At 59.9% G+C, this 22,267-nt stretch carries 20 protein-coding genes and 1 pseudogene; 6 read left to right on the forward strand and 15 right to left on the reverse strand.

Translation table 11 applies throughout. The features are described 5' to 3' along the window. Window positions 1-128 precede the first annotated feature (128 nt). The 5 genes and pseudogenes from IC37_RS16245 to IC37_RS16265 form a co-directional block, all read right to left on the reverse strand. Entirely contained in the window at window positions 129-1,154 is a 1,026-nt protein-coding gene (locus IC37_RS16245) for a cell wall metabolism sensor histidine kinase WalK (RefSeq protein WP_030130420.1), read from the reverse strand. After that, a complete protein-coding gene (locus tag IC37_RS16250; protein WP_030130419.1) occupies window positions 1,154-2,623 on the reverse strand; it encodes an ATPase domain-containing protein in 1,470 nt (489 codons plus the stop codon). Before IC37_RS16250 ends, IC37_RS16245 begins: the two co-directional genes overlap by 1 nt. Beyond that, window positions 2,620-3,054 (reverse strand): hypothetical protein, encoded by a 435-nt coding sequence (locus tag IC37_RS16255; protein WP_030130418.1) that lies wholly within the window; start codon window positions 3,052-3,054, stop codon window positions 2,620-2,622. The genes IC37_RS16250 and IC37_RS16255 overlap by 4 nt, the downstream gene beginning before the upstream one ends. Before the next feature lie 209 nt (window positions 3,055-3,263). Continuing rightward, a pseudogene (locus IC37_RS30985) lies at window positions 3,264-3,371 on the reverse strand (LysR family transcriptional regulator); the annotation flags it as partial. 93 nt (window positions 3,372-3,464) lie between these two features. Then, window positions 3,465-3,677, reverse strand: a complete 213-nt coding sequence (locus IC37_RS16265; protein WP_008074349.1) for a DUF1059 domain-containing protein — start codon at window positions 3,675-3,677, stop codon at window positions 3,465-3,467. A gap of 242 nt (window positions 3,678-3,919) precedes the next feature. On the opposite strand from IC37_RS16265, the gene IC37_RS16270 reads away from it, so the two are divergent. Beyond that, a complete protein-coding gene (locus tag IC37_RS16270; RefSeq protein WP_030130417.1) occupies window positions 3,920-4,507 on the forward strand; it encodes a LysE family translocator in 588 nt (195 codons plus the stop codon). A gap of 145 nt (window positions 4,508-4,652) precedes the next feature. Here IC37_RS16270 and IC37_RS16275 read toward each other — a convergent pair whose 3' ends face one another. Together IC37_RS16275 and IC37_RS16280 are read right to left on the reverse strand one after the other, a co-directional pair. Then, entirely contained in the window at window positions 4,653-5,486 is an 834-nt protein-coding gene (locus IC37_RS16275; protein ID WP_030130416.1) for an AraC family transcriptional regulator, read from the reverse strand. 34 nt (window positions 5,487-5,520) lie between these two features. Continuing rightward, window positions 5,521-6,024, reverse strand: a complete 504-nt coding sequence (locus IC37_RS16280; RefSeq protein WP_030130415.1) for a VOC family protein — start codon at window positions 6,022-6,024, stop codon at window positions 5,521-5,523. 360 nt (window positions 6,025-6,384) lie between these two features. On the opposite strand from IC37_RS16280, the gene IC37_RS16290 reads away from it, so the two are divergent. From IC37_RS16290 to IC37_RS16305, 4 genes are all read left to right on the forward strand, one after another. Next, the gene (locus tag IC37_RS16290) at window positions 6,385-6,840 is read left to right on the forward strand and encodes a (2Fe-2S)-binding protein (RefSeq protein WP_007906916.1); all 456 of its coding nucleotides are present in this window, start codon (window positions 6,385-6,387) and stop codon (window positions 6,838-6,840) included. A 24-nt stretch (window positions 6,841-6,864) separates the two neighbouring features. Beyond that, on the forward strand, window positions 6,865-9,033 hold the full coding sequence (locus IC37_RS16295) for a xanthine dehydrogenase family protein molybdopterin-binding subunit (protein ID WP_030130414.1): 2,169 nt from the start codon (window positions 6,865-6,867) through the stop codon (window positions 9,031-9,033). A 1-nt stretch (window position 9,034) separates the two neighbouring features. Continuing rightward, the gene (locus IC37_RS16300; RefSeq protein ID WP_030130413.1) at window positions 9,035-9,613 is read left to right on the forward strand and encodes a hypothetical protein; all 579 of its coding nucleotides are present in this window, start codon (window positions 9,035-9,037) and stop codon (window positions 9,611-9,613) included. 73 nt (window positions 9,614-9,686) lie between these two features. Further along, window positions 9,687-10,295 (forward strand): GGDEF domain-containing protein, encoded by a 609-nt coding sequence (locus IC37_RS16305; RefSeq protein WP_030130412.1) that lies wholly within the window; start codon window positions 9,687-9,689, stop codon window positions 10,293-10,295. A gap of 299 nt (window positions 10,296-10,594) precedes the next feature. Here IC37_RS16305 and fabI read toward each other — a convergent pair whose 3' ends face one another. From fabI to gloB, 8 genes are all read right to left on the reverse strand, one after another. Then, the gene (gene fabI / locus IC37_RS16310) at window positions 10,595-11,389 is read right to left on the reverse strand and encodes an enoyl-ACP reductase FabI (protein ID WP_007906751.1); all 795 of its coding nucleotides are present in this window, start codon (window positions 11,387-11,389) and stop codon (window positions 10,595-10,597) included. A 20-nt stretch (window positions 11,390-11,409) separates the two neighbouring features. Continuing rightward, complete coding sequence (locus IC37_RS16315; protein ID WP_030130411.1) at window positions 11,410-13,020, reverse strand: ABC transporter ATP-binding protein; 1,611 nt, start codon at window positions 13,018-13,020, stop codon at window positions 11,410-11,412. A gap of 1 nt (window position 13,021) precedes the next feature. Beyond that, complete coding sequence (locus IC37_RS16320; protein WP_030130410.1) at window positions 13,022-14,041, reverse strand: ABC transporter permease; 1,020 nt, start codon at window positions 14,039-14,041, stop codon at window positions 13,022-13,024. Between the two features lies 1 nt (window position 14,042). Beyond that, the gene (locus IC37_RS16325) at window positions 14,043-15,116 is read right to left on the reverse strand and encodes a microcin C ABC transporter permease YejB (protein ID WP_030130409.1); all 1,074 of its coding nucleotides are present in this window, start codon (window positions 15,114-15,116) and stop codon (window positions 14,043-14,045) included. Window positions 15,117-15,120: 4 nt separating this feature from the next. Then, window positions 15,121-16,962, reverse strand: a complete 1,842-nt coding sequence (locus IC37_RS16330; protein ID WP_030130408.1) for an extracellular solute-binding protein — start codon at window positions 16,960-16,962, stop codon at window positions 15,121-15,123. Further along, window positions 16,959-18,791, reverse strand: coding sequence for an extracellular solute-binding protein (locus IC37_RS16335; RefSeq protein WP_030130407.1), 1,833 nt, complete (start codon window positions 18,789-18,791; stop codon window positions 16,959-16,961). Before IC37_RS16335 ends, IC37_RS16330 begins: the two co-directional genes overlap by 4 nt. Before the next feature lie 285 nt (window positions 18,792-19,076). After that, window positions 19,077-20,528 (reverse strand): transglycosylase SLT domain-containing protein, encoded by a 1,452-nt coding sequence (locus IC37_RS16340; RefSeq protein WP_030130406.1) that lies wholly within the window; start codon window positions 20,526-20,528, stop codon window positions 19,077-19,079. A 99-nt stretch (window positions 20,529-20,627) separates the two neighbouring features. Then, window positions 20,628-21,395 carry a hydroxyacylglutathione hydrolase gene (gene gloB, locus IC37_RS16345; RefSeq protein WP_030130405.1) on the reverse strand — a complete coding sequence of 256 codons (768 nt, stop codon included), beginning with the start codon at window positions 21,393-21,395 and terminating at the stop codon, window positions 20,628-20,630. Between the two features lie 65 nt (window positions 21,396-21,460). Here gloB and IC37_RS16350 point away from each other — a divergent pair, with 65 nt between their 5' ends. Next, window positions 21,461-22,219 (forward strand): class I SAM-dependent methyltransferase, encoded by a 759-nt coding sequence (locus tag IC37_RS16350; protein WP_030130404.1) that lies wholly within the window; start codon window positions 21,461-21,463, stop codon window positions 22,217-22,219. Window positions 22,220-22,267: the final 48 nt, after the last annotated feature.

The following is a 22,267-nucleotide window of genomic DNA, read 5'->3' on the forward strand; positions in this document are numbered from 1 at the left end:
CTACAGCGGTGGATGCGAATCGCCGTACACTTGCGTTGGCTAATGGGTGTCCCCTAAAAAAACGGCCTTGGTTAAGGCCGTTTTTGAATACGAATGGCCGTTTTCGACCAACTAACATCAAAGAGGCGTCAATGGCCCGCCAACGGTAACGTCACCACGAACTCGCTTCCCTTACCATTACCCTCGCTTTTGCCGGTTACGCTGCCACCGTGGGCTTGGACCAACTCACGTACTACCGTCAGACCTATGCCCATGCCTGCGCCGTTGAAGCCGACCGCGTGAGCATCCTGGACAAAGGACTCGAAGATGAACGGCAGCGCCGTGGCCGAAATACCGATGCCGTTATCGCAAATGCTCATCCGCAGCACATCGGCTTCAGCGGTCACCGAAAGCGTGACCGTGCCATCTACCGGCGTATATTTGGCCGCATTGCCCAGCAGGTTGCCGAGGATCTGGGTGAGCCGCACTGGGTCACCGTTCACCACCAACGCACCTTCGGGCAACTTGGCCGTGAAATGCAAATGGTGAGCCGCCATTACCGGGCTGCACACATCGATGGCCTCCTGGATGATTTGCGCCATGTCCACGATGCGGCAATCGAGGTGAAACTTGCCGGTGCTGGCCCTGGACACATCGAGCAAGTCTTCCACCAATCGAGACATGTGCTGTACCTGACCTTCGATTAACCTCTGCATACGCGGCAGTTCTTCACTGGGCACTCGCACCAGGCGCCCGGCGATCATGCTGATGGGCGTCAGCGGGTTGCGCAGTTCGTGGGCTACCTGGGCGAGGGCATTGCGTTGTTGCGCCAACGTTTGTTCGGCCGAGGCTTGCAAATCTTGTGCGCTAAGGGCGGCGATCACCAATTGCTCGTTGGCCTCTCGCATCTCTAGAAACAGGCGTTGTTCTTCCTGCGTGCGTTTTGGCTTTTCAGCATCGGACTGCGCCAGGAGGATCGCCAAGACTAATTGCTGATTGGCCTCGATCAGTTGCTCGATCTGCTGGTTATCGGCGAGCTGGGTGTTGGCATCACTCAGCTCCTTTTGCAGTGCCGACAACACCGCGCGCGCCTCGACGGTTTTTTGGCCGAGCAGGAACAGTTCGCGAGCGGCAGTGGCCATCGCTTGCTCGTTCTTGCCATCGGCCTTATCCATTATTTTTGCTCATCCGCTGTCTTGTCGAAACGATGCCGGGTTGGCCGCCCGCCGAGTAAACCTTCCTGTTCCGGCAACATCTCGCCGATCTGTAAACCGTTGTCGTCGATGCGGTACAGGCGCAATTCATCGGAGTGAGTGCTGGCCCGGACCTTGACCACGGCCATGATGCGCAACAAGCGACTCTGTACTTCAATATAGCGCTGAACGATGATTGCGTCGGTGAGAAACGCCGTACCGTAAGGGCTGAAACGCAGGTCGGTGTAGCGGTCTTCCAGCTCCGAGGTCATGAGTACACTGACTCCGGCGCTGGTCAGCGCAGTGACCATGCGCGACAGCGATTCGCGGAAGTCCTCGCGGAAGGTCGGCGCCAGCGCCAGTTCGAAGCCCGACAGTGAATCGATCACAACGCGGGTGGCTTTCAGCCGGGTGATCTCGCTCAACAGCAACTGCACGATCTCGTCGATGGACAGGTCCGGGGCTCGGCTGTCCACCAGACCGACCTGTCCGCTCTGGATCAGATTCGCGAGGGTGGCATTTTGAGAGTGATTGGGCCGTTGTTCGAACACCGCGATCACCCCGGTTTCGCCATTGCGCGCGCCCTCGGCCAGGAAGCTCGACGCCAGAATGCTTTTGCCCGAGCCCGACGGCCCGGCTACCAGCAAGGAATAACCCCGAGGCAGGCCGCCGCCGAGCATCTCGTCGAGCTGAGCAACTCCCATTTTCAGGCGCTTGATGGGGAACTCCAACGGCGCTTCAACCGGGTTGGATGCCGCCGGCGCAAAGACCTTGATCCCCGACGTCGCGATGCGGAAAGTATGCAGCCCTGGCAGTGTCGGCTGGCCGCGCATCTTCATGATTTCCATCTTGCGCACCATGGAATTTCGCTGAACGCTCTGGCGCAGCCAGATCAGGCCATCGGCCACGGTGAAAATCGGGTTGGTATCGCTTTCGGTGAAATACTCGCCGATCAGGAAAGTCGTCGCCTGCCAGGTGGTCATCAACATGCCCAGTTGCTGAACGAACTGTGGCAGGTTGTTGTTCGGGTTGTCCTGGGTCTGACTCGCCAGCACTACAGAACGAAAGGAGTCGACGAACACCAGCGCCGGGGAGTGCGCCTCGACCTCGCTGACGATGCGCCGCAGCACTTCGTCCAGGTTACCGGCCAGGGTGTCATCGGCCAGGTTGACGTAGCGAATCGACTGGTTGATCGCTTCGTTGTCGAAAAAGTCGAATTGCTGCTGATAACGCAGCATCTTCAGCGGCGGCTCGCCCAGGACGGTGAAGAACAGCGCCGGACGCTCGGGCGTCGCCAGGGCAAACATCATCTGGTGCGCGAGGGTGGTTTTGCCGCAACCTGGTGGGCCTGCGATCAGGTTGAACGAAAACTCCGGCAATCCTCCGCCCAGCACCTCGTCCAGTCCTGGCACACCGGTGGCTAGACGGTTGATAGTCACTTTGGTGCTCATGGCGAATTTTCCTGCGAAGGGGTGTCGCTCAAAGAAGGTTCCCACACACCACGAAGCAAACGTGCGGTGAGCGAGGGCCCGATCAGCGTGGTCAGTAACTCGTAGAAGGTGGTCAGCAACACTTCACCGAAAAACAACGCATCGGCTTCGCTTTGTTCCACGAGTACGGACTCGAGGGCCGTCAGATCCATGCCGGCCGGCACTCTGTCGCAGGTGCTGACCAGACGCGGATGATGGGAGGCGCACAGATGAAGGCTACGGCGATAAAGCGCGGCAACCCCTTGATGGCCAATGATGGGCGTGAGGGCTGTGTCCATATTCTGCAATATTGAAGCGATCGCTTGTGCAGTTGTTGCAATGTCAGCGTTGGGGCCAACGCGGTGCGTCAGAGAAGCTAGGATCTGACGGCTCTCTTCGCTTAGCGTGGACATGGCTGACTGATATCTGATGGACAGGGCTTGATAGTACACCCTCGAGCGAACCTATCGAGGTTTTATCGGCTGCGGCACCACGACTGCGGTCGCTTTCGACTGTGGATTCAACCGGTCGATAGCGGCCTGTCCTGATGAGCGGTTCAGGGGGCTTTGATGAAGTCTACGAATGCTCTTAGTGGAGAGGGTACGTAGCGATGCCCTTGATTGCCACGCAGGCAGGCGTGCTCAAGCAGATCGCGGGGGTGTTCGGGCCGGCCCCTGGCGTCCAGGTAGGCCGGTGACGCCGCCGTTGCGTAGCGTTGGAAACGAGGGCCGAAACGCCCCGAACAAGTCGGGGCGTTTGCTTGGTCCGCCATTACTGCGTTTTCACACGGTCTGCTGCGACAGCTCCTGCAGGGATCTCCTTATCAAGCGGGACGTGGTGCTTCAACAGGCGGGGTGCCGTCGTGAAACATGGTCTTCAGTTGAGCACGCAGTTCTGGTGAGTCGGTGTGCTTGTGAACACTGACCGCATGCTGTGCAGCGGCCTCAAGCAGTTCGTTTTCAGAGTCTGCGGACAGCGCGACCGAGCATTTGGAATCGCTTGGAAACTCGCGGCAGTCGATGTATTTACGCGCCATGATCTTCTCCTCCCTACGACGAAGGCAGGCCGTAGCCTGCGTGAACGATCACTCGACGCGATACCCCGTACATCAAACACGATTGAATGTCGCTTCGAGTGTGCCGACTCCTAGAGTATAGGCCCGCCTCAGGGCGCATCGTGGCAGGCTTGCAATGACGCAGAGGGGAGTTTTCTTCAATACGATGTTCAGGCTGCTCATTACCTTGAGGCCTGGTTCAACTGAATTGAAGAAGGTATGCAATGAGTCTGATTCTTTCCATGGCCGCGTTTGCGCTGGCGGCTTCGATTACGCCGGGGCCGGTGAATATTGTGGCGTTGAGCTCCGGAGCGCAGTTCGGCTTTCGCGCCAGTCAGCGGCATGTCGCCGGGGCGACCCTGGGGTTTGTGCTGTTGTTGGTGTTGATGGGACTGGGATTGCATGAGGTGTTGCAGCGTTGGCCGGCGCTGACGCGGGTGGTGCAATGGGCGGGGGTGGCGTTTCTGTTGTTCATGGCTTTCAAATTGGCCACTGATAAAGGTCAGCTCGATGCCAAGGAGTCCGGCCGGGCGCCGTCGATGCTCTACGGCGCGGTAATGCAATGGCTCAACCCGAAAGCCTGGCTGGCGTGTGTAGCGGGGATGGGCGCATTTGTCGCCGATGGCGAAGCGCGGTTGGTTTGGCAGTTTGCGGCGGTGTATCTGGTGATTTGCTACCTGTCGGTGGGTTGCTGGGTGTATGCCGGGACGTTTTTGCGCGGCTATCTGAGCAATCCGGCGGGGATGCGCCTGTTCAATCGGGTCATGGCGTTGTTGTTGGCAGTGAGTGCGGGGTATTTGCTGTTGCCTTGAGCCAAACCCACTGTCGTGGCCAGAGTACTTTTTGTGGCGAGGGAGCTTGCTCCCGCTCGGCTGCGCAGCAGTCGCTGAGATTCTGGGGCCGCTTCGCAGCCCAGCGGGAGCAAGCTCCCTCGCCACAGAAGTAGTGTTGCTGGTATTAGCCGCGATACTGCCCCGGGGTCGCCGCCAGATGCTGTTTGAACGCACGCTGAAAATGCGCCTGGTCGGCAAACCCGGCTTCCAGCGCCACATCGGCGATCAACTTGCCGCTGCGCAGTCGATCTCGGGCGAACTGGATGCGTCGGTTAACCAGAAACGCATGGGGCGTCATGCCGTAATGCTGCTTGAACGCGCGAATCAGGTACGACGGCGACAGTTGCGCCGCCTCACAAATGTCTTCGAGCTTGAGCATCTGCGTGCAGTTGTCGCGGATATAGTCGGCGGCCCGTTCCAGCTTGAAATTGGGTTCGCGCAGCGGTTGATCGACGGGGTTGAGCCGCTGTTGCACCTCGGTGAAAAACTCCACCGCCGCGCTGTGCTTGTACAGCACGTCTTGCTGCTGATCGACCAATACCTCGTACAAAATCTTCAGGCCGGTAAACAGCTCGACGTCACGATTGTGGGTGATGGAGAACCGGCGAAACGCCGAGTCCTGGCTGAAGCCGAGCTGATGCTGTAAATCGGTCAGCCAAGGCGTCTCGACGTACAGCATCAGGTACGACCACGGCTGGTCGTCGATCGGATTGCAGGCATGCACATCGCCCGGATTCATCAGCACCACGGTGCCGGCACTGACCTGAAATTCCGATTGCTCGTGGATGTAGGTGCTGCGCCCGGCAGTGATTGCGCCAATGGAAAAGTGCGCGTGGGAATGCCGGCTGTAGCAGACCTCGCGACCGTCGGCGATGGAGCGGGCTTCGATGAAGGGCAGGGCATCGTCGCGCCAGAATCGCGGGGCTTTGTCTGTATCTTTGGCGACGGTGTGCTTCATCTCGGTGTCCTCGACGGTTCAGCTTTGGAGTGTATTAGCTCTCGCCAGCAAAGGCTCGTTGCAGCGTGGCGATGTCGAGTTTTTTCATTTGTAGCATCGCTGCCATGGCGCGCTGGGATTTGGCTGTGTCGGGGTCTTTCATCATGTCCATCAGAGCGAGCGGCACGATTTGCCACGACACGCCGAATTTATCCTTCAGCCAGCCGCATTGCTGGGCTTCAACGGGACCGCCCGCAGACAGGCGCCCCCAGAAGTGGTCGACTTCTTCCTGAGTGTGGCAATTGACCTGGAATAAGATCGCCTCATTGAACTTGAACACCGGGCCACCGTTAAGGCCTGTGAAGCTCTGCCCATCGAGCTCGAAACTGACGGTCATCACCGAGCCTTCCGGCCGGCCATGGATTTCCTGACCGGCCTTGCCGTAATGGGTGATGCCGGTGATTTTTGAATGATCGAAGATCGCGCAGTAAAACTTCGCGGCTTCCTCGGCCTGATCGTCGAACCACAGGCAAGGCGTGAGTTTCTGAACGCGGTGCATGGCGGTGCTCCTCTGCGGGTTAATCACTCGGGATTATCAGCGTAGTCAGCCTGTGGTGGTCCGGTTGTGCCATAGATCGACAAATCGTGAGAATTCCCCTCAACCCGTTTAGAGCGAATGGGCAGCGACCGGTGGTCGATGAACATGGCTTGTGGGTCAAATTGCGCTTAGCTGTAGGGATAACCCTGTGGCGAGGGGGCTTGCCCCCGTTGGACTGCGAAGCTGTCCTGAAACCTGCAATCTCTTTCTGCCAAGCACACCGTATGCACTGGATTTGCGACTGCTTCGCAGCCGAACGGGGGCAAGCCCCCTCGCCACGAGGCGCCCCTTCAGAACACCGTGAGTCTGAGGAAAACCGCAATGCTGACCCTTAATATCAATGGCAAGGACCAGGAACTGGATGTCCCCGCGGACATGCCGTTGCTCTGGGTGCTGCGCGATGTTGCGCACCTGACGGGCACCAAATTCGGTTGCGGCATGGCCCAGTGTGGCGCTTGCACCGTACACGTCGACGGCGCGCCGCTGCGCTCCTGCATCACACCCGCCACGGCGGTGGCCCACGGGCAGAAAATTCTCACCATCGAGGGCTTGTCCGCCGATGGCTCGCACCCGGTCCAGCAAGCCTGGGCCGAACTCGATGTGGTCCAGTGCGGTTATTGCCAGTCGGGGCAGATCATGTCGGCGGCAGCCTTGCTGGCGAAGATTCCCAAGCCCACCGACAGTGACATCGACCAGGCGCTGTCTGGCAACATTTGCCGCTGCGGCACCTACCCAAGAATCCGCGCAGCGGTCAAACGCGCCGCCGAAATCGGTTGATACCACGTCGAAGGGAGCGGACCCATGAACAGAATCAACCCTGTCTCGCGTCGCGGTTTTCTCAAGGGCAGTGCGGTGTTGGGCGGCGGTCTGGTGGTGGCGTTTGTCATCCCGGGTGCCAATCGCTTTGCCGTTGGGGCCGAGAATCAAGGAAACGTCTTCGCGCCCAATGCGTTTTTACGCATTGGCAACGACAACAGCATCACTGTGCTGCTCGGTCATTCGGAAATGGGCCAGGGCATCTGGACCGGCCTGACCATGTTGATCGCCGAAGAGCTGGACGCCGACTGGTCGAAAATCCGCGTCGAGCATGCGCCAGCCTCGGCGGCCGATTATGGCCTGCCGGCGTTTGGCGGGATGCAGATCACCGGCGGCTCGACGTCGACCTGGATGGAGTTCGATCGCTATCGCCAAGCCGGAGCGGCGGCGCGCTTGATGCTGATCGAGGCAGCGGCCAAGCGATTCGACGTGGCGCCTTCGCAGATTCGCACCGAATCGGGCGTGGTCATCGCCGGCGACAAACGTGCCACTTACGGCGAATTGGCGGATGACGCCGCCAAGTTACCGGTGCCGGATCCGGCCTTGATCAAGTTCAAGGAAGCCAAAGACTGGAAGGTTATAGGCAAGCCCACCAAGCGCCTCGACACCCCGGAGAAAATCACCGGGCAGGCCAAGTTCGGCATGGACGTGCAATTCGATGGGCTGATGACGGCGATGGTCGCTCGCCCACCGGTGTTCGGTGGCAGCGTCAAATCCTTCGAAGGCGCCGAGGCACTGGCGGTGCCGGGCGTGCACAAAGTGGTGCAGGTGCCCACGGGTGTCGCAGTGATTGCCGATCATTATTGGGCGGCGAAGCTGGGGCGCGATGCGCTGAAGGTCGAATGGGACCTGGGGCCGAACGCCGGGCTCGACAGTCAACAACTGCTGGAAAGCTTCCGTAAACTCGCCGCCACCCCCGGCACTTCCGCCAGTAAGGCCGGGGATGCGACGGCGACGCTAGGCAAAGCAGCGAAGACAATTGAAGCCGAATACAGCGTGCCATACCTGGCCCACGCGCCGATGGAACCGCTCAACTGCACGGTGAAAATCTCCAAGGATAAATGCGAAATCTGGACCGGTACGCAGTTTCAGACGCTGGATCAGATGATCGCGGGGAAGATCACCGGGCTCAAACCCGAACAGGTCGAGATCCACACCCAATTCCTCGGCGGCGGCTTCGGGCGACGGGCCAATCCGACCTCGGATTTTGTCAGCGAAGCTGTGTACGTCGCCAAGGCAGCGGGCGGGCCGGTGAAAACCGTCTGGGCCCGAGAGGATGACATTCGTGGCGGTTATTACCGTTCGGCGTTCTTGCATCAGGCGCGCATCGGGCTGGGTGCCGACGGTATGCCGATGGCCTGGATGCATGTGCTGGTCGGGCAGTCGATCCTGACGGGCACCTCGTTTGCGGCGACCATGGTCAAGGATGGCGTCGACAAAACCTCCGTCGAAGGCGTGGCCGACAGTCCTTATCTTGTGGGGCTGGCCAACCACCAGGTCGAACTGCATTCACCGCAAACCGGCATCAGCGTGCTGTGGCTGCGCTCGGTGGGGCACACCCACACGGCATTTGTCATGGAGTCGTTGATCGATGAACTGGCAGACGCGGCCGGCAAGGATCCGGTGGAATACCGACGCGCCTTGCTCAAGGCGCATCCGCGGCATCTGGGCGTGCTGAATCTGGCGGTGGAGAAAGCCAACTGGAAAGCACCCTTGCCGGACGGCCACGCATTGGGTGTGGCGGTGCATGAGTCTTTCGGCAGTTATGTTGCCCAGGTGGCCGAGGTGTCGCAGGACAATCTGGCGATTCGCGTGCACCGGGTAGTGTGCGCCGTGGATTGCGGCATTGCGGTCAACCCGCAGGGGATCGCCGCGCAGATGGAATCGGGCATCACCTTCGGTCTCGGATTTACCTTGCACAGCAAACTGACGTTCAAGAACGGTCAGGTGGAGCAGTCCAATTATCACGACTATCAGGTCCTGCGCCTGAACGAGATGCCGGTGGTCGAGGTGCATATCGTCCCCAGCAGCGACAAGCCCGGTGGCATCGGCGAGGTCGGCGTACCGCCCGTGGCGCCGGCAGTGGCGAACGCGGTGTTTGCCCTGACCGGGCAGCGTCTGCGGGAACTGCCGTTGCAACTGTCGGGGGTGTGAGATGAGACGACATATATTTTGGGGTGCGGTGATGCTGATCGGCCTGGGTGGCTATGCCTCGGACCTGTTCGCTGATGATAAAGAGGCGGTGAAGGCGTTCGATACGGTGCAGAAAGTGTTCCAGAGCCCGCGTTGTCAGAACTGTCATATTCCCGGCGATTCGCCGCTGCAGTTCGACGCCGGTATTCCTCACGCAATGAATGTGGTTCGCGGCCTGGACGGTAAGGGCGCAGCCGGTTTGCCGTGTGCCAGTTGTCATGCCGAACGCAATCCGCCGGCCAGTTATGGCCCCAACTCACCACCCGGAGCACCGCATTGGAGCCTGCCGCCGGCCGCCCACAAAATGGCCTGGATCGGTCTACCGGCCGATAAGTTGTGCGCGATGATCAAGGACCGTTCCAGCAATGGCGATCGTGATTTTGCGGCGCTGATCAAGCACGTCAGCGACGATAAGCTGGTGCTTTGGGGCTGGAATCCAGGTGAGGGGCGGGCGCCGGTGCCAGTGCCCCACGATATCTTCGTCACCCAGTTCAAACTCTGGGCCGATGCAGGAGGGCCGTGTCCGGTGGCAGGTAGCTGACCAGCGGCGCGTTTATAGGGAGTCATACCGGGTATTAGCGACTCTAACGTTCATATCCATCAAGGAGTGAGTGATGTTAACCCCAGGCAAACCGGTCAAGCCCGGCGCTGGCGCAGACACGCGTGCGCCGAACGTCCTCGACAGCCCAGTGCAGGATCGCGATGTACTGCGCGACTTGGCGCGAAAGGCCGAGCAAGAGCTGATGGGTGTGCAGATGGCGAGCATGGATGAACTGACGCTGCTCCCCAATCGTCATGGCTTCGAGGCTTTGGCCCAGTTAGGGCTGGAGGCCTGTCAACAGTTGGGCAAACCCGCGACGCTGCTGTTTTTCGACCTTGATGACTTTAAGCACATCAATCAGCTGTACGGCCGCGCGGAGGGTGACAACGCCCTGAAAACCTTCGCCGATGTGCTACGCATCGCCTTTCGTGAAAGCGATGTGATCGGCCGGCTCGGCAGCGATGAGTTTGCTGCCTTGTTGACCGGCGCCGACGCCGTGGAAATTGCCGCGATCAGAGCGCGCCTCGAAGAAATACTCGATGAACGCAATGCCACGGTGCATCGTGGCTATGACATTCGTTTCTGCATCGGGCAGATCGAGTTTGATCCTCGGCTACACCAGACAGCGGAAGGCTTGTTGGCCTTGGTCGATGAGGCGATGCGCGACGCCGGTCATTGTTGAATGGCGCCTTGCAAGACCGCTGCAACGTGCCCGGATCATTTGGCGAACAACCGAATAGCCAGCGCGCACAACCGATCCAGCAGTTGTTTGCGCGGTGTTTGACACAAATCGACGACTGAACACCATCCCCTGTGGGAGCGGGCTTGCTCGCGAAGGCGGTGTTTGGCCTACAGAAAGTGTCGACTGGCACACCGCTTTCGCGAGCAAGCCCGCTCCCACATTTGACCGCATCAAGCCTGGAATTGAAGGCATAAAAAAACCCGCCTGAAGAGGCGGGTTTTTTCATGGCTAACCGAAGATCACTCTTCGATGTTGCCCATGGCGGTGGTGTTGAAGCCGCCGTCTACGTACATGATTTCGCCGCTGATACCGGACGCCAGGTCCGAGCACAGGAAGGCGCCGGCGTTGCCGACTTCGTCGATGGTGACGTTACGACGCAGCGGGGTTTGCGCTTCGTTGGCTGCCAGCATCTTGCGGAAGTTCTTGATGCCGGAAGCGGCGAGGGTGCGGATCGGGCCAGCCGATACGCAGTTCACGCGGGTGCCATCCGGGCCCAGGGAGCCGGCCAGGTAACGTACACCAGCTTCCAAGGAAGCCTTGGCCATGCCCATTACGTTGTAGTTCGGCATGGTGCGCTCGGCGCCCAGGTACGACAGGGTCAGCAGGCTGCCATTGCGGCCTTTCATCATTTCGCGGCCAGCCTTGGCCAGTGCCACGAAGCTGTAGGCGCTGATGTCGTGAGCGATGCGGAAACCTTCACGGGTGGTGGCTTCGGTGAAGTCGCCGTCCAGTTGGTCGCCCGGGGCGAAGCCGACGGAGTGCACGATGCAGTCCAGGCCGTCCCACTTCTTGCTCAGTGCTTCGAAGACCTTGGCGATTTCTTCATCGCTGGCCACGTCGCACGGGAAGCACAGCTCCGGGCTCGAGCCCCAGCCTTGTGCGAATTCTTCGACACGGCCCTTGAGTTTGTCGTTCTGATAAGTGAAGGCAAGTTCAGCGCCCTCGCGATGCATGGCGGCAGCGATGCCGGATGCGATGGACAGCTTGCTGGCGACACCGACGATCAGTACGCGCTTACCGGCGAGAAAACCCATGTGTTGCTCCTCTTTTCAGGTTATTGCGCAGTGGCTGGTGCCAGAAAAGCGGCTTCCAGCAACTGCTGTGTATACGGATGTTTGGGGGCGGCAAAGATACTTTGCGCGTCTCCCTGTTCGACCACTTGGCCATGCTTGACCACCATCAGCTGGTGGCTCAGCGCTTTGACGACAGCCAGGTCATGGCTGATAAACAAATACGTCAGGTTGTACTTGGTTTGCAGTGAACGTAGCAGCTCCACCACTTGGCGTTGCACGGTGCGGTCGAGGGCCGAAGTCGGCTCGTCCAGCAGAATCAACGCCGGTTTTAGCACTAATGCCCGGGCAATGGCGATTCTCTGCCGTTGCCCACCGGAAAATTCGTGGGGGTAGCGGTGCCGGGTTTCCGGGTCCAGACCTACCTCCTTGAGTGCCGCAATAATCGCTTGTTCCTGTTCAGCCTCAGTGCCCATCTTGTGGATCCGCAGGCCTTCGCCAACGATCTGGCTCACGCACATCCGTGGGCTCAGGCTGCCGAAGGGGTCCTGGAACACCACCTGCATTTCCCGCCGTAGCGGTCGAATCTCTTGCTGCGTCAGGCAGTCTAGTTGCTTGTCTTCAAAACGGATGGCGCCTTTGCTACCGATCAGCCGCAAAATCGCCAGACCGAGCGTCGACTTGCCGGAACCGCTTTCTCCCACAATCCCCAAGGTCTGGCCCTGAGGCAGGCTGAAATTGATGCCGTCGACCGCTTTGATATGGTCCACGGTCTTTTTCAGAAAGCCTTTCTTGATCGGGAACCAGACTTTCAGGTCCTCGACCTGCAGCAAGGGCGGGCCAATCACATTGGTCGCCGGCTTGCCGCTGGGCTCCGCTGCCAGCAGTTCCCGCGTGTACGGATGCTGCGGCGCGCGGAACAATTCTTCGCACGATGCCTGTTCGACGATGCAACCGCGCTGCATGACACATACGCGATGCGCAATTCTTCGCACAAGGTTCAAGTCATGACTGATCAGTAACAACGCCATGCCCAGACGGGCCTGCAATTCCTTGAGCAGTTCGAGAATTTTCAGTTGAACGGTCACGTCCAGCGCCGTGGTCGGTTCGTCGGCGATCAGCAGTTCCGGCTCATTGGCCAGGGCCATGGCGATCATTACCCGCTGGCGCTGGCCACCGGACAACTCGTGGGGCAGGGCCTTGAGACGCTTCTGCGGTTCGGGGATGCCGACCATTTCCAGCAGTTCCAGCGTGCGTTTGGTTGCGATTTTGCCGGTCAGGCCTTTGTGGATGCCCAACACCTCGTTGATCTGCTTCTCGATCGAATGCAGTGGATTGAGCGAGGTCATCGGTTCTTGAAAGATCATCGCAATCCGGTTGCCGCGGATGTGGCGGATGGTTTTCTCTTTCAGGCCCAGCAGGTTCTGGTCGGAATAAGTGATGGTGCCGGACGGATGTCGGGCCAGCGGGTAGGGCAGCAGGCGCAGGATCGAGTGGGCGGTCACCGATTTGCCGGAGCCGCTTTCGCCCACCAGCGCCAGGGTTTCGCCACGCTTGATGTCGAAGCTGACGCCCTCGACCACCCGCTGAACGCGTTCACCGACGACAAATTCGACGGCCAGGTCGCGCACTTCGATCAGATTGTCCTGATTCATTTCACTTCCTCGGGTCGAAGGCATCGCGAGCGGACTCGCCGATGAACACCAGCAGGCTCAACATCAGCGCCAGCACCGCAAATGCGCTCATACCGAGCCACGGGGCTTGCAGGTTGGATTTACCCTGAGCCACCAGCTCACCCAGGGACGGCGCGCCCGGCGGCAGGCCGAAGCCGAGGAAATCCAGGGCGGTCAGGGTGCCGATGGCGCCGGTCAGGATGAACGGCATGAAGGTCATGGTCGAGACCATGGCGTTGGGCAGAATGTGGCGGAACATGATCGCACCATTGCGCATGCCCAGCGCCCGCGCCGCGCGCACGTATTCCAGATTCCGACCGCGCAGGAACTCGGCGCGCACCACATCCACCAGGCTCATCCACGAGAACAGCAGCATGATCCCCAGCAGCCACCAGAAGTTCGGCTGCACGAAGCTGGCGAGGATGATCAGCAAGTACAGCACTGGCAGCCCGGACCAGATCTCCAGAAAACGCTGCCCGGCCAGATCGACCCAGCCGCCATAAAAACCCTGCAAGGCCCCGGCGATCACGCCGATGATCGAGCTGAGAATGGTCAGCGTCAAAGCAAACAGCACCGAAATCCGGAAGCCATAAATCACCCGGGCCAGCACATCGCGGCCCTGATCGTCGGTGCCCAACAGGTTATCGGCCGAAGGCGGCGCGGGGGCCGGGACTTTCAGGTCGTAGTTGATGCTCTGGTAGCTGTAGGGAATCGGTGCCCACACCACCCAGGCATCCTTGGCCTTGAGCAGTTCGCGGATGTACGGGCTCTTGTAGTTGGCTTCCAGCGGGAATTCGCCGCCGAACGCGGTTTCCGGGTAGCGCTTGAGTGCCGGGAAGTACCAGGCGTTGTCGTAGTGCACCACCAGCGGTTTGTCGTTGGCGATCAGCTCGGCACCGAGGCTTGCGCCGAACAGAATCAGAAACAGCCATAGCGACCACCAGCCACGCTTGTTGGCCTTGAACAGTTCGAAACGTCGGCGATTGAGAGGGGATAAGTTCATCTCAATGCTCCCGGCTTTCGAAGTCGATGCGCGGATCGACAAAGGTGTAGGTGAGGTCGCCGATCAGCTTCACCACCAGCCCCAGCAAGGTGAAGATGAATAGCGTGCCGAAGACGATCGGGTAGTCGCGGTTGATCGCTGCTTCAAAGCTCATCAGACCGAGACCGTCGAGGGAGAAAATCACTTCCACCAGCAACGAGCCGGTGAAAAAGATCCCGATGAATGCCGATGGGAAACCGGCGATCACCAACAGCATGGCGTTGCGAAACACATGGCCGTAGAGCACGCGGTGGCGAGTCAGGCCCTTGGCCTTGGCGGTGACCACATACTGTTTGTTGATTTCGTCGAGGAAGCTGTTCTTGGTCAGCAGCGTCATGGTCGCGAAGTTGCCGATCACCAATGCGGTTACCGGCAGTGCCAGGTGCCAGAAATAATCGAGGATCTTGCCGCCGGTGCTGAGCTCGTCGAAGTTGTTCGAGGTCAGGCCCCGTAGCGGGAACCAATCGAAATAGCTGCCGCCGGCGAACACCACAATCAGCAGGATGGCGAACAAGAACGCCGGGATCGCGTAACCGACGATGATCGCCGAACTGGTCCAGACGTCGAAATGGCTGCCGTGTCGCGTCGCCTTGGCGATCCCCAGCGGGATCGACACCAGGTACATGATCAGCGTGCTCCACAGCCCCAGGGAAATCGACACCGGCATCTTTTCCTTGATCAGGTCGATGACCTTGGCGTCGCGGAAGAAGCTGTCGCCGAAATCCAGGGTGGCGTAGTTCTTGATCATGATCCACAAGCGTTCCGGCGCCGATTTGTCGAAGCCGTACATGTGCTCGATTTCCTTGACCAGCGCCGGGTCCAGGCCCTGGGCGCCGCGATAGGCCGACCCGGCCACCGACACTTCGGCACCACCGCCGGCAATGCGGCTGGTGGCGCCTTCGAAGCCTTCGAGCTTGGCGATCATCTGTTCCACCGGCCCACCGGGGGCGGCCTGGATGATCACGAAGTTGATCAGCAAAATGCCGAACAGGGTCGGGATGATCAGCAGCAGCCGCCGAAAAATATACGCCAGCATCTGATTACTCCGTGCCCGCAGGGTCGGCTTGCAGTTTGGTTTCGACTTCTATCGGCAGTGCCGCGTTGGGCTTGGCCCACCAGGTATTGATGCCGATGTCATATTTGGGCGAAACCTTCGGGTGGCCGATGTGGTTCCAGTACGCCACGCGCCAGGTCTTGATGTGCCAATTGGGGATCACGTAATAGCCCCATTGCAGCACCCGGTCCAGCGCCCGGGCATGGGCCACCAGGCTTTGGCGCGAATCGGCGTTGATCAGTTGCTCGACCAGTTGGTCCACCACCGGGTCTTTCAAGCCCATGGAGTTGCGGCTGCCGGGTTTGTCGGCGGCGGCGGTCATCCAGTACTCGCGCTGTTCGTTACCCGGCGAGTTCGACTGCGGGAAGCTGCCGACGACCATGTCGAAGTCCCGGGAGCGCACGCGGTTGATGTATTGCGAGACGTCGACCCGACGGATCACCAGATCAATGCCCAAATCACTGAGGTTACGCTTGAACGGCAGCAGTATCCGCTCGAACTCGGTCTGGGCCAGCAGAAATTCGATGGTCACCGGTTTGCCGTTGGCGTCGACCATTTTGTCGTCGACGATCCGCCAGCCGGCCTCTTGCAGCAATTGCCAGGCCTGGCGCTGCTGGACGCGGATCATGCCGCTGGCGTCGGTCACCGGGTTCTGGAACGCCTCGCTGAACACTTGCTCGGGAATCTTGCCGCGGAACGGGTCGAGGATCGCCAGTTGATCGGCGTCCGGCAGGCCGGTGGCGGCCATTTCCGAGTTTTCGAAGTAACTGCGGGTGCGCGCGTAGGCGCCGTTGAACAGTTGCTTGTTGGTCCATTCGAAGTCCAGCAACAGGGTTAGTGCCTGGCGCACACGCACATCCTGAAACATCGGGCGGCGCAGGTTGAACACGAAGCCTTGCATGCCGGTGGGGTTGCCGTTCGGGATTTCTTCCTTGATCAGGCGACCTTCAGTCACCGCCGGAATGTTGTAGGCCTTGGCCCAGTTTTTCGCGGCCGATTCCAGCCAGTAGTCGAACTGACCGGCCTTGAGCGCTTCCAGCGCGACGGTGTTGTCGCGGTAGTAGTCGGTGGTCAGCACGTCGAAGTTGTAGAAGCCGCGATTGACCGGCAGCTCCTTGCCCCAGTAATCCTTGACCCGCTCATAGCGTACCGAACGTCCGGCCTTCACTTCGCTGACTTTGTACGGGCCATTGCCCAGCGGCAATTCCAGGTTGCCCTTGTTGAAGTCGCGGGTAGCCCACCAATGCTTGGGCAGCACCGGCAACTGGCCGAGGATCAGCGGCAGTTCGCGATTGTTGTTGTGCTTGAACTTGAACAGCACTTTGAGCGGGTCTTCGGCGACCACTTCTTCCACGTCGCTGTAATAGCCGCGGTAGAGCGGGGCGCCGTCCTTGATCAGGGTCTGGAAGCTGAATACCACGTCTTCGGCACGCACCGGGTGACCATCGTGGAAGCGTGCTTCGGGACGCAGGTAAAAGCGCACCCAGCTGTTGTCCGGGGCTTTTTCGATTTTGCCGGCGATCAGGCCATATTGAGTGAACGGCTCATCCAGACCCTGTTTGGCCAGGGTGTCGTAGATCATGCTGATGTCGTCGGCCGGCACGCCTTTGTTGATGAACGGGTTGAGGCTGTCGAAGCCACCGAAGCCGGCCTGACGGAAGATCCCGCCCTTGGGCGCGTCGGGGTTTACGTAATCGAAATGTTTGAAATCGGTCGGGTATTTCGGCGGTTCGTTGTACAGGGTCAGGGCATGTTGCGGGGCGGCGCAGGCCAGCCCAGCGAACAACAGACCGCTGGCCTGCAAGAGCAGGGCACGTACGGGTTTCATCGATCTTTCTCCGAAGATTTCAGCCACCACGCGCTCAGGCCCAGGGTGTAGGGCGGCGTAGTGACAAAAGCGAACCGGTTGCGGTAGGCCAGACGGTGATAATTGAGGTACCAGTTGGGAATGATGTAGTGCTGCCACAGCAGCACCCGGTCGAGCGCCTTGCCGGCGGCGACTTGAGCATCACGGGTCTGGGCGGCGAGCAGTCGTTCGAGTAAATGGTCGACCACCGGGTTGGCGATGCCGGCGTAGTTTTTGCTGCCCTTGACCCCGACCTGGCTGGAATGGAAGTACTGCCATTGTTCCAGGCCCGGGCTGAGGGTCTGGTTGAGGGTCATCAGGATCATGTCGAAATCGAACTGATCGAGGCGTTGTTTGTATTGGGCGCGATCGACCGTGCGCAGCCGTGCGTCGATGCCGATACTGCCGAGGTTCTCGACGTAAGGCTGAAGGATGCGTTCCAGGTTCGGGTTGACCAGCAGAATCTCGAAGCGCAACGGTTGGCCGATGCTGTTTTGTAGCCGCTGACCGTTGAGCTTCCAGCCGGCCTCGGTGAGCAGGTTCAAGGCTTTGCGCATGGTTTCCCGCGGAATGCCGCGGCCTTCGGTCTGCGGCAGGCTGAACGGCTCGGTGAGCAGCTTGGCGGGCAACTGATCGCGATAGGGCTTGAGCAGCAGCCATTCATGACCGACCGGTAGCCCGGTGGTGGAGAACTCGCTGTTGGGGTAATAGCTCATGGCGCGCTTGTAGGCGCCGCTGAACAGCGTGCGGTTGGTCCACTCGAAGTCGAACATCAGCCCCAGCGCTTCGCGGACCTTGGCCTCGGCGAAAGCTGGCCGCCGGGTATTCATGAACAGGCCCTGGCTCTGGGTCGGGATCTGATGCGCGATTTGCGCCTTGATCACATCGCCGCGGCGCACGGCGGGGAAGTTGTAACCGTTGGCCCAGTTCTTCGCCTGGTGTTCGATGTAGATGTCGAACTCACCGGCCTTGAACGCTTCGAAGGCCACGTCGCTGTCACGATAGAACTCGACTTCCATGCGATCGAAGTTGTACTTGCCGCGATTGACCGGCAGGTCCTTGCCCCAGTAATCCTTGACCCGTTCGAAGACGATCTGCCGCCCGGGCGTTACCGAGGTGATGCGATACGGCCCGCTGCCCAATGGCGGCTCGAAGGTGGTGGCTTTGAAATCGCGACCTTCCCAGTAATGTTGGGGCAACACCGGCAACTCGCCCAGGCGCAGGATCAGCAGCGGATTGCCGGCGCGTTTGAAGACGAAACGGATGCGCCGTGGGTTGAGGATATCCACCCGCGACACTTCCTGAAGGTTGGTGCGGTATTGCGGGTGACCTTCCTTGAGCAGCAAACGGTAAGAGAATGCCACGTCATAAGCGGTGATCGGCGTGCCATCGTGGAAACGCGCTTCGGGACGCAGGTTGAACACCACCCAGCTGCGGTCTTCGCTGTATTCCACCGATTGGGCGATCAGGCCATAACTGGAGGTCGGCTCATCGCCGGACGGCGCGTATTGGCCGGTGCCGACCATCAGCGGTTCATTGAGTTCGTTAATGCCGTATTGCAGAAAGTTGCCGGTGGAAACCGGGCTCGAGCCTTTGAATGTGTAAGGGTTGAGCGTGTCGAAGGTGCCAAACGCCATCACCCGCAACGTACCGCCCTTGGGCGCTTGCGGGTTGACCCAGTCGAAGTGGGTAAATCTGGCCGGGTACTTGAGCGTGCCGAACTGCGCATAACCATGGCTTTCGCTGATCGTCGCGCTTGCGGGGGAGCTCAAGGCCAGGCTGATCAGGAGCAGGAGGAGGGGACGCTTCAAGTCAGAGATCCGATCCAGGCGGCTTGGGCTTTGTGGGCCGTACAGTAACAGCTTGTATCGACAGGAAAAAGACGGGGGGGTAATGCGTGGTTAATTGTGCAGGTGAAGGTCCGGCGGATCGCAGAACCTGTGGCGAGGGAGCTTGCTCCCGCTCGGCTGCGAAGCAGTTGTAAACCGAAATACGTGGTGTATCAGAAATAACCGGGTTTCAGGTTTTGGGGCTGCTTCGCAACCCAGCGGGAGCAAGCTCCCTCGCCACAAAAAGCCCCCATTGCCTGAACCAGCTTAATTCGGCGAAGCCACCGTCAGCATCTGCCCCGGCTTCAGCGCCTGGCCAACCCGGGGGTTCCAGCGCTTGAGGTGCTGCATTTCAACGTTGAAGCGTTTGGCGACCATGTACAGCGAGTCGCCTTGTTTGACCTTGTACTGGGTCTGCGTCTTGTTGGTTACCTTGCCGCTCGTTTTGCTGTTCGCCGCGACCACGGTGTTGACGCGCCCGGATTTACGCTTGGTGGTGTCCTGCATCACCAGGGTCTGGCCGACTTTGAGATCCTTGCCGGTCAGCTTGTTCCAGCGCTGCAGATCCTTGATGTCGACCTTGTTGGCCTTGGCGATAGTGCCCAGATTGTCACCGCGTTTGACCCGGTAGGCGCGCTTGAGGCTGGCGATTTCGCTGTCGTCTGCCCCTTCGAATACTGGTTTGAGCGATCGCTGACTGATCAGCTCGTCAGGGCGCATGGTCGACAGGCTGGCGGTCAGCAGTTGCGCCTTGGACGTTGGCACCAACAGATGCTGGGGGCCGTCGATGGTGGTGCGCTGCTTGAAGGCCGGGTTGAGCTGGAACAGTTCGTCTTCGTCGATGTTGGCCACCGCGGCAACCTTGGACAGGTCCATGCGCTGGTTGATTTCGACAACCTGGAAGTACGGTTCGTTGGCGATCGGGTTGAGGTTCACGCCATAGGCTTCAGGCGCCAATACCACTTGCGACAGGGCCAGCAACTTCGGCACATAGGCCTGGGTTTCCGCTGGCAGCGGCAGGTTCCAGTAGTCGGTCGGCAGGCCGAGTCGTTCGTTGCGCTCGATGGCCCGGCTGACCGTGCCTTCGCCGGCGTTGTAGGCCGCCAGGGCCAGCAGCCAGTCACCGTTGAACATGTCGTGCAGGCGGGTCAGGTAATCCATGGCCGCAGTGGTCGAGGCGGTGATGTCGCGACGGCCATCGTAGAAGCGGGTCTGACGCAGGTTGAAGTAACGCCCGGTGGAAGGAATGAATTGCCAAAGACCCACCGCGTTGGCCCGGGAATAGGCCATTGGGTTGTAGGCGCTTTCAATCACCGGCAACAGCGCCAGTTCCAGCGGCATGTTGCGTTCTTCAAGGCGTTCGACGATGTAGTGAATGTAGAGGCTGCCGCGTTCTCCGGCGTTTTCGAGGAAGGACGGGTTACTGGCGAACCACAGGCGCTGTTGCTCGATGCGCGGGTTGACGCCCAGGTTGTCCTGCAACTGGAAGCCTTGGCGCATGCGCTCCCAGACGTCCTGTGGTATTTGCGGTGTTGGTTTTTCGCTGAGCCAGATGGGCTTTTGCTTGGCTCGCGCGGCGATATTCGGAGTGTGTGTCGCTTCAGTCTGCGGCACATGGCTGGAACAGCCCGCCAAAGTGGCGGACACAGCCACCGCGATGGCTTGAGCCAAGCGGGTCAATGCGTCTGAATTGATGGCTTTACGAATAGGTGACGACATTGGCTGGAAGTAAGTTCCGGGCAAAAATGTCGGGCGATTCTAGAAAGCGCACCCCTTGCGGTCAACCATCCGGAATTTTTGTACCATCGGGCAGGCCGCTTAGAACGTATCTTTCCACGCTCGCAGTGCAGCAAAAACCGCACTCGGAGCCCGGTTATCGGTTCCGTTCCGTTCGTCCACTTTTTCTTTAACGGATGTTTCGCCGGTACGCAAAAACGGATTGGTGAGCTTTTCCAGTGCCAGCGTCGAAGGCAACGTCATGATTGCGGCTTCGCGTTGCCGGGTGACTTTGGCCAGTCGTTCGAGGGTATCGGGGTTGCCCGGTTCGACCGCTGCGGCGAACTTCAGATTGCTCAGGGTGTACTCGTGGGTGCAGTAGACCAGCGTGTCTTCGGGCAGCGCCGCGAGGCGGCTCAGCGAGTGATGCATTTGCTCGGGCGTGCCTTCGAATAACCGTCCGCAACCGGCGGCGAACAGGGTGTCGCCGCAAAACAAATGGCCCTGGTGATAAAAGGCGATGTGCCCGAGGGTATGGCCCGGCACTGCGAGAACGTCGAAGTCCCAGCTCAGTACGCTGATACGGTCATTGTCCTTGAGTGCCACGTCCCGCGCCGGGATGCTTTCGCTGGCCGGGCCGTAGACTGTCGCGTCTGTCGCTTTTTTCAGCCGCTCGACGCCGCCGACATGGTCATGATGGTGATGAGTGATCAGAATATCGCTTAACACCCAGCCCGGGTGCGCCGCAAGCCACGCTTGTACTGGTGCGGCATCGCCCGGATCGACCACGGCGCAGCGCTGGGTGCTGTGGTCTTGTAACAACCAGATGTAGTTGTCGGTGAAGGCAGGCAGGGCACTGATCTGTATCATCGTCGGATTCGCCAAGCGGAAAACATTGGCGCATCTTAGAACTTCCTGGCGCGTTGGAGAATGCAATGACCGATAAAGCGTTCGCTCAGGCCGATCCTGAGTGGCTGACATTGATCAGCGCGGCCCGTGAATGGCTGTCCGGGCCCATCGGGCAATTTCTGCTGGACGAAGAACGCCGCATGCTCGAAGACGAGTTGGGGCGCTTCTTCGGCGGCTACCTGGTGCATTACGGCCCTTCGGCGCAAACACCGCCGTCGGCGCCGCAGGTTCAGCGCAATGTGCGGCTCGGTGCGCCGTTGCCGGGGGTCGAGATCGTTTGTGAAGAGCAGGCCTGGCCTTTGAGCGAGCACGCCGCCGATGTGGTGGTGTTGCAGCATGGGCTGGATTTCTGCCTGTCGCCCCACGGTTTGCTGCGCGAAGCGGCGAGCAGCGTGCGGCCTGGCGGGCATCTGCTGATTATCGGGATCAATCCCTGGAGCAGCTGGGGCTTGCGTCATGTATTCGCTCACGATGGGCTGCGCAAGGCCCGCTGCATTTCGCCGTCGCGAGTCGCTGACTGGCTGAACCTGCTGGGCTTCGCGCTGGAGAAACGCCGCTTCGGATGCTATCGTCCGCCGCTTGCATCGCCCGCCTGGCAGTCCCGTCTGGCCGGTTGGGAGCGCAAGGCCGGTGACTGGCAATTGTCGGGTGGTGGCTTCTATTTATTGGTCGCGCGCAAGATCGTGGTGGGCCTGCGGCCGGTGCGTCAGGAGCGGCGCGAACCGATGGGCAAGCTGATTCCGTTGCCGATGGCCAAGGTCAATCGTCGTCACCTCGAACCGTAATACACATTTTTATACTCCCGGCCGGGTTCGCCCCGGCCTCGGGCATCG

This window comes from Pseudomonas sp. QTF5 (assembly GCF_000512695.2).
Classification (GTDB): Bacteria; Pseudomonadota; Gammaproteobacteria; order Pseudomonadales; family Pseudomonadaceae; genus Aquipseudomonas.

Coding starts and splice junctions, on each gene's coding strand:
- IC37_RS16270 (WP_030130417.1), top strand. CDS start 3,920: ATGAGTCTGATTCTTTCCATGGCCGCGTTTGCGCTGGCGGCTTCGATT.
- IC37_RS16305 (WP_030130412.1), top strand. CDS start 9,687: ATGTTAACCCCAGGCAAACCGGTCAAGCCCGGCGCTGGCGCAGACACG.
- IC37_RS16265 (WP_008074349.1), bottom strand. CDS start 3,677: ATGGCGCGTAAATACATCGACTGCCGCGAGTTTCCAAGCGATTCCAAA.
- IC37_RS16295 (WP_030130414.1), top strand. CDS start 6,865: ATGAACAGAATCAACCCTGTCTCGCGTCGCGGTTTTCTCAAGGGCAGT.
- IC37_RS16320 (WP_030130410.1), bottom strand. CDS start 14,041: ATGAACTTATCCCCTCTCAATCGCCGACGTTTCGAACTGTTCAAGGCC.
- IC37_RS16275 (WP_030130416.1), bottom strand. CDS start 5,486: ATGAAGCACACCGTCGCCAAAGATACAGACAAAGCCCCGCGATTCTGG.
- IC37_RS16245 (WP_030130420.1), bottom strand. CDS start 1,154: ATGGATAAGGCCGATGGCAAGAACGAGCAAGCGATGGCCACTGCCGCT.
- IC37_RS16290 (WP_007906916.1), top strand. CDS start 6,385: ATGCTGACCCTTAATATCAATGGCAAGGACCAGGAACTGGATGTCCCC.
- IC37_RS16300 (WP_030130413.1), top strand. CDS start 9,035: ATGAGACGACATATATTTTGGGGTGCGGTGATGCTGATCGGCCTGGGT.
- IC37_RS16350 (WP_030130404.1), top strand. CDS start 21,461: ATGACCGATAAAGCGTTCGCTCAGGCCGATCCTGAGTGGCTGACATTG.
- IC37_RS16280 (WP_030130415.1), bottom strand. CDS start 6,024: ATGCACCGCGTTCAGAAACTCACGCCTTGCCTGTGGTTCGACGATCAG.
- gloB (WP_030130405.1), bottom strand. CDS start 21,395: ATGATACAGATCAGTGCCCTGCCTGCCTTCACCGACAACTACATCTGG.
- IC37_RS16330 (WP_030130408.1), bottom strand. CDS start 16,962: ATGAAACCCGTACGTGCCCTGCTCTTGCAGGCCAGCGGTCTGTTGTTC.
- fabI (WP_007906751.1), bottom strand. CDS start 11,389: ATGGGTTTTCTCGCCGGTAAGCGCGTACTGATCGTCGGTGTCGCCAGC.
- IC37_RS16340 (WP_030130406.1), bottom strand. CDS start 20,528: ATGTCGTCACCTATTCGTAAAGCCATCAATTCAGACGCATTGACCCGC.
- IC37_RS16325 (WP_030130409.1), bottom strand. CDS start 15,116: ATGCTGGCGTATATTTTTCGGCGGCTGCTGCTGATCATCCCGACCCTG.
- IC37_RS16315 (WP_030130411.1), bottom strand. CDS start 13,020: ATGAATCAGGACAATCTGATCGAAGTGCGCGACCTGGCCGTCGAATTT.
- IC37_RS16255 (WP_030130418.1), bottom strand. CDS start 3,054: ATGTCCACGCTAAGCGAAGAGAGCCGTCAGATCCTAGCTTCTCTGACG.
- IC37_RS16250 (WP_030130419.1), bottom strand. CDS start 2,623: ATGAGCACCAAAGTGACTATCAACCGTCTAGCCACCGGTGTGCCAGGA.